At 65.6% G+C, this 14,411-nt stretch carries 15 protein-coding genes; 9 read left to right on the top strand and 6 right to left on the bottom strand.

Going from position 1 to position 14,411, the window contains the following annotated elements; genetic code table 11:
* Positions 1–137 precede the first annotated feature (137 nt).
* Positions 138–431, top strand: a complete 294-nt coding sequence (locus AC066S_RS25915; protein ID WP_027560969.1) for a hypothetical protein — start codon at positions 138–140, stop codon at positions 429–431.
* A gap of 128 nt (positions 432–559) precedes the next feature.
* Here AC066S_RS25915 and AC066S_RS25920 read toward each other — a convergent pair whose 3' ends face one another.
* The gene (locus tag AC066S_RS25920) at positions 560–1,117 is read right to left on the bottom strand and encodes a DUF4112 domain-containing protein (protein WP_126259018.1); all 558 of its coding nucleotides are present in this window, start codon (positions 1,115–1,117) and stop codon (positions 560–562) included.
* A 60-nt stretch (positions 1,118–1,177) separates the two neighbouring features.
* The gene (locus tag AC066S_RS25925; protein ID WP_126258854.1) at positions 1,178–1,603 is read right to left on the bottom strand and encodes a DUF5413 family protein; all 426 of its coding nucleotides are present in this window, start codon (positions 1,601–1,603) and stop codon (positions 1,178–1,180) included.
* A 142-nt stretch (positions 1,604–1,745) separates the two neighbouring features.
* Between AC066S_RS25925 and AC066S_RS25930 the strand changes: the two genes are divergently transcribed.
* The 3 genes from AC066S_RS25930 to AC066S_RS25940 all read left to right on the top strand — a co-directional run bounded on the left by AC066S_RS25930 (position 1,746) and on the right by AC066S_RS25940 (position 2,785).
* On the top strand, positions 1,746–1,988 hold the full coding sequence (locus tag AC066S_RS25930; protein WP_167772198.1) for a hypothetical protein: 243 nt from the start codon (positions 1,746–1,748) through the stop codon (positions 1,986–1,988).
* A 37-nt stretch (positions 1,989–2,025) separates the two neighbouring features.
* A complete protein-coding gene (locus AC066S_RS25935) occupies positions 2,026–2,250 on the top strand; it encodes a hypothetical protein (RefSeq protein WP_478270957.1) in 225 nt (74 codons plus the stop codon).
* Positions 2,251–2,497: 247 nt separating this feature from the next.
* Positions 2,498–2,785 carry a hypothetical protein gene (locus AC066S_RS25940; RefSeq protein ID WP_164718752.1) on the top strand — a complete coding sequence of 96 codons (288 nt, stop codon included), beginning with the start codon at positions 2,498–2,500 and terminating at the stop codon, positions 2,783–2,785.
* 138 nt (positions 2,786–2,923) lie between these two features.
* On the opposite strand, the gene AC066S_RS25945 is transcribed toward AC066S_RS25940, so the two are convergent.
* On the bottom strand, positions 2,924–4,525 hold the full coding sequence (locus AC066S_RS25945) for a hypothetical protein (protein ID WP_478270958.1): 1,602 nt from the start codon (positions 4,523–4,525) through the stop codon (positions 2,924–2,926).
* Between the two features lie 37 nt (positions 4,526–4,562).
* On the bottom strand, positions 4,563–5,855 hold the full coding sequence (locus AC066S_RS25950) for an adenylosuccinate synthase (RefSeq protein ID WP_126258850.1): 1,293 nt from the start codon (positions 5,853–5,855) through the stop codon (positions 4,563–4,565).
* 366 nt (positions 5,856–6,221) lie between these two features.
* Between AC066S_RS25950 and AC066S_RS25955 the strand changes: the two genes are divergently transcribed.
* Entirely contained in the window at positions 6,222–7,154 is a 933-nt protein-coding gene (locus AC066S_RS25955) for a DMT family transporter (protein WP_478270959.1), read from the top strand.
* 57 nt (positions 7,155–7,211) lie between these two features.
* On the opposite strand, the gene AC066S_RS25960 is transcribed toward AC066S_RS25955, so the two are convergent.
* Positions 7,212–7,601, bottom strand: coding sequence for a DUF1330 domain-containing protein (locus AC066S_RS25960; RefSeq protein ID WP_478270960.1), 390 nt, complete (start codon positions 7,599–7,601; stop codon positions 7,212–7,214).
* 104 nt (positions 7,602–7,705) lie between these two features.
* On the opposite strand from AC066S_RS25960, the gene AC066S_RS25965 reads away from it, so the two are divergent.
* Positions 7,706–8,641, top strand: coding sequence for a DMT family transporter (locus AC066S_RS25965; protein ID WP_478270961.1), 936 nt, complete (start codon positions 7,706–7,708; stop codon positions 8,639–8,641).
* A gap of 205 nt (positions 8,642–8,846) precedes the next feature.
* Entirely contained in the window at positions 8,847–9,824 is a 978-nt protein-coding gene (locus AC066S_RS25970) for a Bug family tripartite tricarboxylate transporter substrate binding protein (RefSeq protein ID WP_478270962.1), read from the top strand.
* 125 nt (positions 9,825–9,949) lie between these two features.
* Here AC066S_RS25970 and AC066S_RS25975 read toward each other — a convergent pair whose 3' ends face one another.
* On the bottom strand, positions 9,950–11,635 hold the full coding sequence (locus tag AC066S_RS25975; protein ID WP_478270963.1) for a methyl-accepting chemotaxis protein: 1,686 nt from the start codon (positions 11,633–11,635) through the stop codon (positions 9,950–9,952).
* A gap of 237 nt (positions 11,636–11,872) precedes the next feature.
* On the opposite strand from AC066S_RS25975, the gene AC066S_RS25980 reads away from it, so the two are divergent.
* A complete protein-coding gene (locus AC066S_RS25980) occupies positions 11,873–12,916 on the top strand; it encodes a C-terminal binding protein (RefSeq protein ID WP_135170791.1) in 1,044 nt (347 codons plus the stop codon).
* Positions 12,917–13,001: 85 nt separating this feature from the next.
* Positions 13,002–14,342 carry an ABC transporter substrate-binding protein gene (locus AC066S_RS25985; RefSeq protein WP_126258843.1) on the top strand — a complete coding sequence of 447 codons (1,341 nt, stop codon included), beginning with the start codon at positions 13,002–13,004 and terminating at the stop codon, positions 14,340–14,342.
* Positions 14,343–14,411 lie beyond the last annotated feature (69 nt).

Genomic DNA, 14,411 nt, shown 5'->3' on the forward strand with positions numbered 1-14,411 from the left:
AGGGGTCGCATTTTTGTCAGATCGGCTTATATTAGGGAGCGAAAATGGCATGTGCGGCGGGCCCGCTCGATTGCGGCCCCTGCCCTCCCAAACCCCACGCGCTTAAAGCCCCAGAGAAGATCACGAGGTCTTTGACCATGCGTCCATTGCGTCCGTTCAACTTCAACACCTCCGCCGAACTCTTCCCCGCCGCGATCCGGAAGAAGAAGCGTGCGGGCTTCACCTATCGCCGGTTCGGCACCGCGGCCGAAGCCGTGCAGTTCGCGATGGAGCAGTTGCCGACGGATTCGCTGAACGGCGCCTATCTCCAGGTCGAGGAAGCGCGCTTCGACCAGAACGGCATCCGCTCGCTCTATGAGAGCGAGGCCTTCCCGCTGCCCCGCCGCCCCAAGCCGGCGCCGGCCGCCGAGACCGACGCCGACGCGGCGTAAGTTTTCGCTGAGCCTTACGATGTGCGCGGAAAGCGCGATGACCGAAAGGTCGTCGCGCTTTTTGCGTTCCGGGCCTTCCGTCTTCTCCCTCGCCCCGCTTGCGGGGATAGGCAAAGGAAGAAGCTCGCTTACATCCGCGGCTGCTTGTCGAGCCAGCGGCGGAGCAGCCGCACATTGCGCATGTTGGCGCGGAACATGACGTCGAAAGCGTCGCCCGCGAACGGCACCAAGCCGACGACGCCGTCGAGCGCGACATTGCCGAGCATGCGCGCGGTGACGTACCAGGGCGCGCCTAGCGCGCGGGCCTCGCGCACCAGCCACAGCGAGATCGCCGTGGTGATGATGTCGCCGACCACGGGGATCAGACCGATCAGCCCGTCGATACCGTAGCGGATGTTGGTGCCGGGCAGGATGAAAGCGATGTCGAGCAGCTTTGCGATCGCCTCCAGCCGCGCGATCCGCTGCTCCCGCGTCAGGTTGCCGAAAGGGCTCCCCGAGAACGGATTGTCCTTGCCAAACTCGACGCGGAACTCGCGAAACCCCTGCTCCAGCGTTTCGGGGCGGATTTCGCGGCCGTCCTGGTCGATGATCGGCCCGCGGGCCTCGGTGCCCGAAAAGGGCGCGCGCGAGCCGCTCCCCGAACGGGGCCTGCGCGGAGCGAGAATATCGTCGTCGGACATGGTCATGGTCTCGAGGGAACGCGCCGGCGCGGCGGAAGTTCTGCGCCGCGCCCGAACGTCGCGCACTCAGGTCGGCGCCGCCACAGCCTGCGGCTCCTTGACGTATCTATGCACGAGCCAGGACGAAATCACCGCCGGCACAAAGCCGACGAGGCCGTACAGGATGAATTGCACCGCGCCGGAATCCGGCCCGCGCGAGCTGTAGGTGAGCGAGGCCAGCACGAAGGCGCACAGGCCGACCAGCAGCATCCGCAAGCCCGGGCCGACCCGCCTGATGTGGACCAGGATGTCGTCGACCGCACCGATCATCAGCGCGGGCAGCAAGCCGAACAGATAGCTGTATTGCAGGGTCTTGAAGAACACCGCGAACAGCTTGCCGACCTCGCCGAGACTGGTCTGGGCCCAATAGCCGGACTGATAGGTCGTCGTCAGCAGCAGCAGAAACCCGCCAACGAACGGGCCAACCAGCGCAAACACCAGATAGCGTTTCATCAAACACCCTCACACTTCCCGGCGGTTATAGCAGCGCCGCGGGAACCTTGAATAGCGGGGCGGGCTCCGCCTTTGGGGGAACAAGTGAGAGGGCGACGAGTTCAGACAGAACCTGAATGATCCCTGGCAGCTGGAGTCGCCGATGGCCCGCAAATTTCTCCTGGCGACAATCGCGCTGGCGGCCCTGACCGGCCTGCCGGACGCACCCGCTCTTGCGCAAGGCCATATGGGCACGCCGCAGGAGCAGCAGGCCTGCTCGCGGGACGCATCGCGGTTCTGTCGCAAGGACCTCGGCAACGACGGCGCGGTGCAGAGCTGCCTGCAAGCCAACCGGGCCAAGCTGTCGAAGCCGTGCAGCAAGGTGTTTCAGAGCCACGGCATGTGAGGGCGAATACCATCCCCAGCGAACGGAGAGTGTAGCCATGTTGCGCGACGAACAGCTCTCGATCCTGCGGGACATCAGCCAATCCGTTGCCTTCGCCGACGACCGGCAAGGCAAGATGGGCCAATTGATCGCCGACGGCTACGTGATGAAGGACGGTGACCTGTTCGAGCTCACCGCCAAAGGCGTCACCGCCGTCGAGGAACACGCCGCCGCGCTTGGCGCGAGCGATGTGGAACAAGCGAGCGCCGATCGGCTGATCTGATCGCACGCGACGTGACTCGCGTGCAACAATTGCGAATTCCTTTGCGCCGACCATTGCAGGCTCGCGACAATGGCGCATACTTCGCTCGGGCGGCGCAGCACTTTTCGATTCGGACAATCAAGAAATCGAGCGACCACATCCGGGCCAAGTTCCCGGCGTGAAGGCTGTGACATGCGGCAGATCAAGTCGCGTGCGGCGCCCCAAGAACCAAGTGGCTCAAGCCTAAGGATTCGGGGATCCATTCTGCATGACACGCTATCAGACCATCGCTTCGCTGCTCAAGACCACCGCTTCGCTGTTGGCCGTCGCAACCGCAGCCATCGCACTCCAGACCTCGCCCGGCATCGCCTTCTCGTCCGAAGCACAGCAGATGTGCACCGGCGATGCGATGCGGCTGTGCTCCAGTGAAATCCCCGACATTCCGCGGGTCAGGGCCTGTATGGTCCGGAACAAGGCGCAGGTCAGCCCGGGCTGCCGTGCCGTGATGGACCGCGAGGCGGTTGCCTCGCGCAAGCGGGAAGCGGCGGCGCAGTAATCATCCATCCAGGATGTCATTCCGGGGCGGTGCGCAGCACCGAACCCGGAACCCATTTGCTGACATCACCCGCTGCACGTTGGATTCCGGGCTCGCGCTCCGCGCGCCCCGGAATGACGAAGGATTATAGAAAGCCTGCTAATCGCCCCACTGCGCGAAGGCGTCGTTGAAGGCGCGCTCGCCGGGGGCGCCCTTCTCGATGGCGATGATGGCGCGGCGCTGGTTGGCGTAGACCAGCGGCACGTCGAACCACGAACGCTCCTTCAGGAGCTGGACGTTGCGGGAGCGGTCGGCATCGACGTTGGACAGGCCGACCAGGAAGAAGCCGTCGGTGACCTTGACCGCCAGCCCTGCGAGCGGCGTGCCGCGCGCCTGCTCGTTCGACTTCATCAGGATGCCCGGCACGTTGGAGACGCTGCCGCCCGGAAAATCCGGCGGCAGGATGAAGGTCAGCTCCGCCGTGTGGCTCGCCGGCAGCGAGGAGTCGGTGTTGCGGCGGAACGACATCGTCATCTTGAACTTGCGGTCGGGAATCTCGATGTCGGCTCGCACGGCGACGTCGGCCTTCTGGTTGCCGGAGGCCTTGATCGGCTCCAGCCGCCACACCACCGAGCCGACATATTGCTTGCCCTTCGGATCGGACGGATCCTCGTCATAGAGCACGACCTTCTGCGCCACCGGCGCGACCGGCTGGTCGCTCGCCGAGGGCTGGCCGACGCGATCGGGAATCTTCGGCTTGGTCTGCGGCTGCGAGGCAGTGTTCGGCGTCTCCACCACCTGGGTCGGCGAGGACTTGAACAGGTTGGTCGCGATCTGGAGCAGCGGCTTGCCCCAGAGGATGCCGGCACCGACCAGGATCAGGACGATGCCGACGGCGATCGCGCTCTTGAACGGGAAGGCCGAGCCGGTGCGGACGCGCTTCTTGGCCTCGCGCTCGGGCGCGATGCGCGGACGCGGCGAAGGCGGCGGCGCGTAGCGCTCGGCCTCCTCGATCGACTCGTCGTAGGAGTAGGGCGCGTCCTGCTCGCCGGCGCGGTTTTCCAGGCTGGGCTCGAGCCGGTCGAATTCCGGCGAGGGCGAGGGCACGTTGGCGTAGGTGCGGCGCGCGGCGCGGCTGGCCTGCGCGGCCGCACCGCCGAGGTCATTGGCATCGGCCGTGATGTCGCGGAAGCCGCGCACGCCCGGTGCCGGCGGCAGCGACGGTGGTCCGAGATCTGGCTGACGGCGGGCGCCAGCGCGATCGCGTCCAGCCGCCGGCGGCTCCGGCATCGGCGGCGGCGCGGCCGGTCCGGCTTGGCGCGGGGCGTCGAAACGGGGAGCGCGCGGCGGGCGCTGGGCATCGCCCTGGTCGTCGAGGTTAACGGACGGTCGGTCGGCCCGCGGCGGCGGAGCCGGACGCGTCCGCGGCGGAGCCGGCGAGGCCGCAGCCGCGTTGCCTTCAGCGGCTCTGGTGCTGGCGCGGCGAAAGGCATCCCCGCTGCCGCCGCTGCGCCCGCCGCCACCGGGGCGCGAGGCCTCGCGGGCGCGCTGGGCCGCCTCCGATTCGACCTTGCGGACGGCCTCTTCCAGCGACAACCTTTCGCGGGTGATCTCGGATTCGGAGAGCGGCGGCTGCACGCTGCGCAGCTGCGCGATCAGCGCCGTGCGCGCCCGCTCATAGAGCGCGCGACGGCTTTCGCCGGGAGCGTTGGGGTCCAGGGCGGCAATAGCGCGGGCGATCAGCGGATAGTAATCAGCCATTTCTACTCAATTATACGCGCGTCCTGGTAAGAGATCGTTAAGCCTCAAACGGGTTTTGCACGAGGATAGTATCTTCGCGTTCGGGGCTGGTGGAAAGCAGTGCGACCGGGCACCCCACCAATTCCTCGATCCGCCGGACGTATTTGATGGCCTGGGCCGGCAGGTCGGCCCAGGACCGCGCACTCGCGGTCGGCTCCTTCCAGCCCTCGATGGTCTCATAGATCGGCTCGACCCGGGCCTGGGCGCCCTCGCCGGCCGGGAAATGGTCGATCTCCTTGCCGTCGAGCCTGTAGCCGGTGCAGACCTCGATCGTGTCGAAGCCGTCGAGGATGTCGAGCTTGGTCAGCGCGAGGCCGTTGATGCCGCAGGTCCGGACCGCCTGGCGGACCAGCACGGCGTCGAACCAGCCGCAGCGGCGCGGACGGCCGGTATTGGTGCCGAACTCGCGGCCACGCTCGCCGATCTTGCGGCCGGTCTCGTTGTCCTGCTCCGTCGGGAACGGGCCCTGGCCGACGCGGGTCGTATAGGCCTTGCACAGGCCGAGCACGTAGCCGACCGCGCCCGGCCCGACGCCGGCACCGGTCGCGGCCTGCGCCGCCACCGTGTTGGACGAGGTGACGTACGGGTAGGTGCCGTGGTCGACGTCGAGCAGCGCGCCTTGCGCGCCCTCGAACAGCATGCGCTTGCCTTCGCGGCGCTTGATGTCGAGCAGCCGCCACACCGTCTCGGCGTAGGGCAGCAATTGCGGCGCCAGCGCGCTCAATTCCTTCAGGATCTGCTTGCCGTCGAACTCCGGCAGATTGAGGCCACGGCGGAGCGCATTGTGGTGGGCCAGCAGCCGGTCGATCTTGTGCGGGAGCGTGTCGAGGTCGGCGAGGTCCATCAGACGGATGGCGCGGCGGCCGACCTTGTCCTCATAGGCCGGGCCGATGCCGCGGCGGGTGGTGCCGATCGCGGTCGCCGCATTGGCGGATTCGCGGTGCGCGTCGAGCTCGCGGTGCAGCGGCAGGATCAGCGTGACGTTCTCGGCCACCCGCAGATTGTCCGGAGAGACCGCGACGCCTTGCGAGCGCAGCTTGGTGACCTCGTCGAGGAAGGCGGCGGGGTCGAACACCACGCCATTGCCGATCACCGACAGCTTGCCCTCGCGCAGCACGCCCGAGGGCAAGAGCGCGAGCTTGTAGGTCTTGCCGTTGATGACCAGCGTGTGGCCGGCGTTATGGCCGCCCTGGAAGCGAACGACGATGTCCGCCTGCTCAGACAACCAGTCGACGATCTTGCCCTTCCCTTCGTCGCCCCACTGGGCGCCGACGACGACAACATTGGCCATTCGCGGGTAATCCTTCGAAGATTTTAGATGCGCCAGCCAAGCTGACGGCCGGGAGCCGCTCGCACGCAAGGCAGCCAACCGGATAAAGGAAGCAGCCGCTCTAGGCAAGCAAGAACGAGGCTTTTTCGGGGCTCAAGAGACACTTTAAGCCTTTGATATCCCCGGAAAATCCAGAGACCTTCCAGGGCTGCTCGGCAAGCTTCGACCAAAGCGTGAGACCGATCTCGGCCGCTGCATGGTCGCGATGCGTCCGCCCCCTGTTGATGCAGCCCCGATTTCCGTGTCTTTGGACAGCGCCGGGCGATCAGCCGGCCCGGATCCCGCCGGGCCGGAAGCCTCGGTGCACGCGGGGCCCTACCCATCACAATGTCCGCCACCGGTCAGAGCACGAGCGCGGAACGATCCGGTCACAGCTGGATCGCCAACCAGCCTTACCTGCTGCTCAGCATCACCGCACTGTGCTGGGCCGGCAACGCCATCGTGGGACGGCTCGCCGCCGGCCACATCCCGCCGGTCACGCTGTCGTTCCTGCGCTGGTTCTTCGCCTTCCTGCTGGTGCTGCCATTCGCCTGGAAGCATCTTGCCCAGGACTGGCCGGCGATCCGCGGCAAGCTCGGCCTGATGGTCACACTCTCGATCACCGGCATCGGCGCCTTCAACACCCTGCAATATTGGGCGCTGGAGCATACCCAGGCCCTCAACACGCTGCTGCTGCAGTCAGCCGCGCCGCTGCTCGTGGCGCTGTGGTCGCTGGCCATCCTCGGCATCCGCCTCACCGCGGCGCAGGCGTTTGGCGTGTTGCTGTCGATGTGCGGCGTGCTCACGATCCTGCTGCACGGCGATTTCACCACGCTGTCGAACATCGACTTCAACAAGGGCGACCTGATCTTCCTCCTTGCGCTCCTGATCTTCGCGCTCTATTCGGTGCTGACGCTGAAGCGGCCGCCGATGCACGGCCTCTCGTTCCTCGCCTTCACCTTCGGCTGCGGCGCCGCCTGTCTCATTCCGCTGGAGATCTGGGAACTGTCCGCACGCCCGGTCATGAAGCTCGACGGGCCGAACCTGCTGACCCTGTTCTACGTCGCGGTGTTCCCCTCGGCGCTCGCCTATCTCTGCTTCAATCGCGGCGTGCGGCTGATCGGCGCCAACCGTGCCGCGCCGTTCTTCCACGTCGTGCCGGTGTTCGGCTCGATCATGGCGATGGTCTTCCTCGGCGAGCATCCGCAAGCGTTCCACTTCATCGGATTTGCGCTGGTGCTGTCGGGCGTGTTCGTGGCGTCACGGAAGCAGGCGAGCTAGTTTCTTCCCTTTCCCCTTGTGGGAGAGGGGAAGGCGCGTGCCGCGCGACGGACAGTCCTACTTCACCTTGAACTTGGTGTAGGCTTCGCTCGTTGCAATGATCACGTGCTCGGCGCAGCCGTTGAGGCGGTGCGGATCGGCCTCGCGCTCGTAGGCCTCCGACGTCATCATGTCCAGGAAAGCCGCAACGGTCGGATAATAGACCAGCGCGACGAAATCCCAGTCGTTGCCGGCGTGCGGTCCGAGTGCGACCGCCTTGGCCTCGCCCGTCCAGAGCAAAGTGCCGCCGCGCGCCTTGATCATCGGCACCGTGATAGCGCTGTAGCGCAAATAAGCGTCCCAGCCGGATCCGTCGCCGTCGCGCGAGCGCGCGTTGAAACGCATCAGGTTCAGCATCACCACCGGCGCCTGTGGATCGAGCCGCTCCAGGCCCTCGATGTTCAACATATTAACCGCCAATGGCACCTCCCCGGATCATGGTTGCATTGTAGCATTGCGGCCCCGTGACTTGTGCCACGACGCCGATCCGGCGCAAGCTCGTATGCAAACCAATGACGATCGCTTCGCCCGCGCCAAAGGCCTCCAATCCGGCCAGTTGGCTCAACAACCAGCCTTATCTGCTGCTCAGCCTGAGCTCGCTGTTCTGGGCCGGCAACATCGTGCTCGCTCGCCATGTCGGGGCGCATGTGCCGCCGCTGACGGTGACCACGATCCGCTGGTACGGTGTGTTCCTGATCCTGTTGCCGTTCGCCTGGCCGCATCTGAAGCGGGACTGGCCTGCGTTGCGGAGCAGCCTGCCCTTGATGCTGTTCCTGTCGCTGGTCGGCTTTGCCTTCAACAACGCGATCTCGTACTGGGCGATGCAGTACACGGAGGCGCTGAACGCGCTGCTGATCCAGTCGGCGGGTCCGCTGTTCGTGGCGCTGTGGTCGCTGGTGCTGTTCGGCGTGCGGCTGACGGGTGCGCAATTCGCCGGCATCGCGATTTCGCTCGTCGGCGTACTGATCATCATCCTGCGCGGCGATCTCGCTGCGCTGGCCGGCATCAGCTTCAACAGGGGCGACATCATGTTCGCCTCGTCGCTGGTGGCGTTCGGGCTCTATTCCGCCTTCATCCCGCGCCGGCCAAAGATCCATCAGCTGTCCTTCCTCTCCTTCACCACCTGCTGCGGCGCGACGATGCTGCTGCCGACGGCGATCTGGGAGGCGGCCAGCGGCCGCGTCCTGCAATTCGACGGGATCACGCTGGCGACGCTGGGCTACATCCTGATCTTTCCGTCGACGCTGGCCTATCTGTTCTTCAACCGCGGCGTGGCGCTGATCGGGCCGAACCGCGCCGCGCCGTTCTTCCATCTGGTGCCGGTATTCGGCTCGGCGATGGCGATTCTGCTGCTCGGCGAAAAGCTGCAGCCGTTCCACCTGATCGGCTACGCCCTGGTGCTCGCCGGCGTCGTGATCGCCTCGCGCCAAGGTTCGGCCGTGAAGTAATTCCGCGTGACGGACGTGAGCGCTATCGCGTCCCGGGCAAGCGAAGCGCAGACCCGGGACCCAGTTCGCCGCAGCATGGGCTCCAGCTCTGCAGCGCATCACTTGGTGCTGCGCAGCGTCCGGGGCATGAGACAAACTCCCGTCTTCCGATTTCAACGTAGAGACGCTAGGTTCCCCGCCAACCAAAAAGAGGGAACGTCTCAAGATGATTTCAGGGCTGATTCGAAATTTGCGTGCCGTGGCTACGGCCGCATTGTGCTTCGCCGCCGCATCCTCGGCCCAGGCCGACAATTATCCGAGCCGCAACATCACGCTGGTGCTGCCGTTCGCGGCCGGCAGCGGCACGGACACCACCACACGGCTGATCTCGCAGCATCTGTCGCAGGCGCTCGGCGTCGGCATCGTGATCGAGAACAAGGCGGGCGCCAACGGCATGCTCGCCGCAACCTATGTCGCGAAGGCCGCCCCCGACGGCTACACGCTGCTGGTGACCACCAACACCACGCATTCCGCCAATCCCTATCTGCTCAAGAGCCTCACTTACGATCCGGTCAAGGACTTCACGCCGATCGCGCGCACCGGCGATTTGCCGTTCATGCTGGTGGTCAATCCGGAGGTGCCGGCCAAGACCGTCGCCGAGCTCGTCGCCTATGGCAAGGCCAATCCGGGCAAGCTGAGCTACGCCTCGGGATCGTCCTCGGCGATCGTCTCGGGTGCGACCTTTGCGCACAATGCCGGGCTCGACCTCCTGCACGTGCCCTACAAGAGCTCGCCGCCGGCGCTCAACGACGTCATGGGCGGGCGCGTCTCGATGATGTTCGTCGACATCCTGACCGGCCTGCCGCACGTCAACGGCAACGCGCTGCGCGCGCTCGCCGTCACCACCAAGGACCGCTCGCCGCTGGTGCCGCATCTGCCCTCGATGCAGGAGGCCGGCGTGCCCGACTTCGACATCTCGTCCTGGCAGGGCTATTTCGGGCCGGCCGGCCTGCCGAAGGAGATCGTGACCCGGCTGAACACGGAAATCAGGAAGATCATCGAGAATCCGGAGATCAAGGCCAAGCTCGCCACGCTCGGCATGGACGCCTTCTCGGGCACGCCGGAGCAGCTCGGGGCGTTCGTGAAGGATCAGCTCGTGCTGTGGGACAAGCTGATCACGAACGCGAAGATCGAGAAGCAGTAGGGTCCACGGCACGGCTCTCGTAGGGTGGGCAAAGCGTAGCGTGCCCACCAGTTCCCGCGACTAAAAAATGAGGTGGGCATGACGCTTCGCGTCTTTGCCCACCCTACGAATTCAGAGCAAGAAATTTACGCCGCGCGCACCTTGGCGAGGAAGCCGTCCACCGCGCTGCGCAGCGCGCCGGACTGGGTGTCCAGCTCGCGGGCATTGGTGAGCACGTCGCCTGCCGCCGTGCCGGTCGCTTCCGCGGCCGAGGTGACGCTGCCGATATGGGCGTTGATCTCGCTCGATCCGGCCGCGACCGACTGGATGTTGCGGGCGATCTCGCGGGTGGCCTCGCCCTGCTGCTCGATCGAGGCGGAAATGCCCGCGGTGATCTCGCTCATCTCCGCGATCGTCTGCGTGATGCCGCCGATCGCCGCCACCGCATCGCTGGTCGAGGTCTGCATCGCCGCAACCTGGGCCGAGATTTCCTCGGTGGCCTTGGCGGTCTGGTTGGCGAGCGCCTTGACCTCGGAGGCAACCACGGCGAAGCCGCGGCCGGACTCGCCGGCGCGTGCCGCCTCGATGGTGGCGTTGAGCGCGAGCAGGTTGGTCTGCGCCGCGATCGAGTGAATGAGCTTGACCACCTCGCCGATCTTCTCGGCGCCGGTGGAGAGCTCCTGCACCGTGGCGTTGGTGCGCTCGGCGTCGCTGACGGCGCGGCTCGCAACCTCGGTCGAGCGCGTCACCTGGCGCGAGATCTCCGCAACCGAGCTCGACAGCTCTTCGGCGGCGGCCGCGACCGTGCCGACATTGCCGGAGGCCTTTTGCGAGGCAGCGCCGACCGTCGCCGCGCGCGAGGAGGCGTCGCTGGCGGTCGCGGTCATCGACTGCGCCGTCGTCTGCATGCCGGCCGCAGCCGAGGAGACCGAGCGGACGATGCCGTTGACGCTGCGTTCGAAGTCGTTGGCGATCTCTTCCATCGCGCTGCGACGTTCCGCAGCGGCGCGCTCCTTGGCATCGGCCTCGGTCTTCTCAAGGGCACGGATACGAACCGCGTTGTCCTTGAAGATCTGCACGGTCGAGGCCATCGCGCCGACCTCGTCGCCGCGGCCGACGCCCGGAATGTCGCCCTCGAGCTTGCCGTCGGCGAGGTCCTTCATGCGCGCGCCGAGCAGCGCCAGCGGGCGGCTGATGCCGCGACCGATCAGCCAGGCGACGCCGCCGGCAACGATGACGATGCCGAGCATCGCAATGCCGAGCATCCAGTAGACCGGCCCCATCTTGGCATCGATGTCGTCGAGATAGGCGCCGGTGCCGAGATACATGTCGAGACCGGGCACCGCGACCGCGTAACCGATCTTGCGGATCGGCTTCTCCTGACCGGGCTTCATATATTCATAATGCAGCAGGATCGAACCGTTGGCCTTGACGCCGTCCATCAGCTCGAGGGACAGCTTGCGGCCGTTGGTCATGACGTCCATGCGGTTCGCGCCGATCACCTTCGGATCGGGTGCGAGCTGGGTGATGCCGTCGTATGAGGTGCCGAACAGGTAGCCGGCGCCGTTGTCATAGGTCATCGCGTTGCCGTAGCGCCGGAGCTCGGCCATCGCCGCGTCCTTCGTCATCTCGCCGGCGTCGACACGCTTCTTGAGCGCGGCAGCGTAGTTGCGCGCCATCTCCACGATCGCCTTGGCTTGGTCGATGCGTGCGGTCACCATCTCCTGCTTCATCAGGTAGCCGGCGAGGACGCCGGAGATGCAGAGACCCAACAGCGTGACGCCGACGAGAATGCCGAGCTTCGGGGCGATCTTCAGATTGCTCAATTTCACGGGATGGCTCCGGCAATAAAGGATACGGGCACGCGACGAGATCGCTCGAAATCGAATCAAGCTTTAGGGGGAAGCCCTTAGCAAGTTACTTACGGAGCTCCGTAGAAGCCCGGACCGAACGTCGAAAACTGGCAACAACAACCTGGAATTGTACGCGCAAGCTGCGATTTCGCGTAAAAGACGCAAAGGCTCGCCACGAAGGCGGGTCGCAACAAGAAACCAAATCGGGAGCAGGACATGCCGAAATACAGGGTGGTGACGCCGAAGGGTGCGAGCTTCACCGTCGCGGGCAGCGATTATTCCTTTGAGCGGGAGGCGCTCGATCCGATCGACGCCGAGATCGTCGAGGCGCCTGCCGACGAAGCCGGGTTCATCGCCGCCGCGAAGAATGCCGACGCGATCTATGCCAAGGGCATCCCCATCACCAAGTCGATCATCGACGCGCTGGACAATTGCAAGGTCATTACGCTCGGCTCGGTCGGCGTCGACAGCGTCGACGTCAAGGCCGCCACCGCCCGTGGAATCCCGGTGACCAACATTCCCGACACCTTCATCGAGGAGGTCGCCGACCACGCCATGATGCTGCTGCTAGCCGGCTTCCGCCGCCTGGTCGAGCAGGACCGCATGGTGCGCGACGGCCGCTGGGCCGAAGGCCGGCCGGCGTTGCTCAAGATCCCGCGCCTGATGGGCCAGACGCTCGGCTTCGTCTCGTTCGGGCGCGTCGCGCGTGCAGTCGCGAGGCGCGCGGCACCGTTCGGCCTGCGCATGATGGCCTACGATCCCTTCATCCAGGAAACGCTGATGTACGACCACGGCGTGATCCCCGCCACGTTGAACGAGGTGCTGTCGCAATCCGACTTCGTCTCGATGCATGCTCCGGCACGGCCCGAGGTGCATCACATGCTGACCGAGAAGCACTTCCGGCAGATGAAGAAAGGCTCGATCTTCATCAACACCGGGCGCGGCGCCACGGTGGACGAGGAGAGCCTGATCAAGGCGCTGCAGGAGGGCTGGATCGCGCACGCCGCGCTCGACGTGCTGGAGAAGGAACCGCCCTCGCACAACAATCCCCTGCTCGGCATGGAGAACGTGACCCTGACCGCCCACGTCGCCTCGGCCTCGGCACGGTTTGACGAGGCGCGCAAGCGCCGGGTGGGCTACGAATTGTCACTGGTGCTGCAGGGCATGTGGCCGGTAAGCTGTGTCAATCCGTCGGTGCTGCAGAACACCACGCTCCGTCGCTGGCAGCCCGTCAGCATGGACCGGGGACCGAACAGCTAGGCGGGCGGCGTAGAACGCGCCGAGGCCGAAACGACCCTTCACCGGCGGTCAACGCCGGGAAGGGAAAACATATAGGGAGGTACTGATGAGGAACGACATCACCCGTCGTGATGCCTTGGCGCTGGGCCTATCCGCTGCAACCTTCGCCGCCACTGGTGCTGCAGCGCAAACATCCACTATCAAGGCTGCCGACGTTCCGGCACCCAAGCGCGAGATCGAGAAGGGCGCATCCTTGCGCATGCTGCGCCCGGTGCGTTTCGTCCAGGCCGACGAGGATGTGTTCCGCGCCAATGCGGCGAAGTTCACCAAGGAGACCGGCGTCGAGGTCAAGGTCGACTTCGTCGGCTGGGAGGACATCAACCAGCAGACCGCGGTGACGTCGAATTCCGGCGCCGGCCCCGACATCATCATCGGCTTCTCCGATGCCCCCCACATCTACATCGACAAGCTGATCGAGCTGACCGACGTCGCCGACTATCTCGGCAAGCGCTATGGCGGCTGGCTGCCGCTGGCGCAGCGCTACGGCAAGAAGAACAAGAGCGACGCCTGGATTGGCTTGCCGTTCGGCGCCACCGCGGGGCCCCTGATCTACCGCAAGTCGATCCTGCAGTCGGTCGGCTTCGACAAGGTACCGGAGGACCATGCTGGAATCGTCGATCTTTGCCAGAAGCTGCACAAGGCCGGCAAGCCGGCCGGCTTCGCGCTCGGCAACGCCAAGGGCGACGGCAACGGCTTCGCAAACTGGGCGCTATGGTCACACAACGGCGCCCTGCTCGACGAGGAAGGCAACGTCGTCATCAACAGCAAGGAGACCATTGCGGCGCTGAACTGGGTCAAGCAGCTCTACCCGACCTTCATCGCCGGCACGACGTCATGGAACGACGTCAGCAACAATCGGGCCTATTCCTCGCAGGAGATCTCGCTGACGGCCAATGGCGTTTCGCTGTACTTCTCGCTGAAGAACGATCCGGCGACCAAGGCGATCGCCGACGACAGCGAGCATCAGCTGCTGCCGAAGGGCGTGGCCAAGGTCTCCCCGATGGCGGGCCTGACGCTGAACGCGATGGTATTCAAGCACAGCCAGTACCCCAACGCGGCGAAGGCCTTCCTGCAATTCATGCTGGAGAACGATCAGTACGAGCCCTGGCTCAATGCCAATTCCGGCTATTGGTCGCAGCCGCTCGCCGCCTATGCCGACGCAGCCGTCTGGAAAGGCGACCCCAAGGTCTCGATCTTCAAGGACACGATGAAGAGCACATATTATGACGGCTACAAGGGCCCGATCTCCACGGCGACGGGTGCAGTCAGTGCCGACTACGTGCTGATTCAGATGTTCTCGGCGGTTGCGACCGGCGCGGCCACCCCGGAGGTCGCGGCCGCGGAAGCCGAACAGCGCTGCAAGCGGTACTTTCGGCGGCAGAAGTAGCGGCCGCCATTGCGCGCGAAGCGAAGCAATCCAGTCCGTCCCCGCGGCTACAGCCTGGATTGCTTCGTC

Source organism: Bradyrhizobium sp. CFUWI, from assembly GCF_056429085.1.

Coding starts and splice junctions, on each gene's coding strand:
- AC066S_RS25985 (WP_126258843.1), top strand. CDS start 13,002: ATGAGGAACGACATCACCCGTCGTGATGCCTTGGCGCTGGGCCTATCC.
- AC066S_RS25930 (WP_167772198.1), top strand. CDS start 1,746: ATGGCCCGCAAATTTCTCCTGGCGACAATCGCGCTGGCGGCCCTGACC.
- AC066S_RS25945 (WP_478270958.1), bottom strand. CDS start 4,525: ATGGCTGATTACTATCCGCTGATCGCCCGCGCTATTGCCGCCCTGGAC.
- AC066S_RS25980 (WP_135170791.1), top strand. CDS start 11,873: ATGCCGAAATACAGGGTGGTGACGCCGAAGGGTGCGAGCTTCACCGTC.
- AC066S_RS25915 (WP_027560969.1), top strand. CDS start 138: ATGCGTCCATTGCGTCCGTTCAACTTCAACACCTCCGCCGAACTCTTC.
- AC066S_RS25960 (WP_478270960.1), bottom strand. CDS start 7,601: ATGTTGAACATCGAGGGCCTGGAGCGGCTCGATCCACAGGCGCCGGTG.
- AC066S_RS25955 (WP_478270959.1), top strand. CDS start 6,222: ATGTCCGCCACCGGTCAGAGCACGAGCGCGGAACGATCCGGTCACAGC.
- AC066S_RS25965 (WP_478270961.1), top strand. CDS start 7,706: ATGACGATCGCTTCGCCCGCGCCAAAGGCCTCCAATCCGGCCAGTTGG.
- AC066S_RS25970 (WP_478270962.1), top strand. CDS start 8,847: ATGATTTCAGGGCTGATTCGAAATTTGCGTGCCGTGGCTACGGCCGCA.
- AC066S_RS25935 (WP_478270957.1), top strand. CDS start 2,026: ATGTTGCGCGACGAACAGCTCTCGATCCTGCGGGACATCAGCCAATCC.
- AC066S_RS25920 (WP_126259018.1), bottom strand. CDS start 1,117: ATGACCATGTCCGACGACGATATTCTCGCTCCGCGCAGGCCCCGTTCG.
- AC066S_RS25950 (WP_126258850.1), bottom strand. CDS start 5,855: ATGGCCAATGTTGTCGTCGTCGGCGCCCAGTGGGGCGACGAAGGGAAG.
- AC066S_RS25925 (WP_126258854.1), bottom strand. CDS start 1,603: ATGAAACGCTATCTGGTGTTTGCGCTGGTTGGCCCGTTCGTTGGCGGG.
- AC066S_RS25940 (WP_164718752.1), top strand. CDS start 2,498: ATGACACGCTATCAGACCATCGCTTCGCTGCTCAAGACCACCGCTTCG.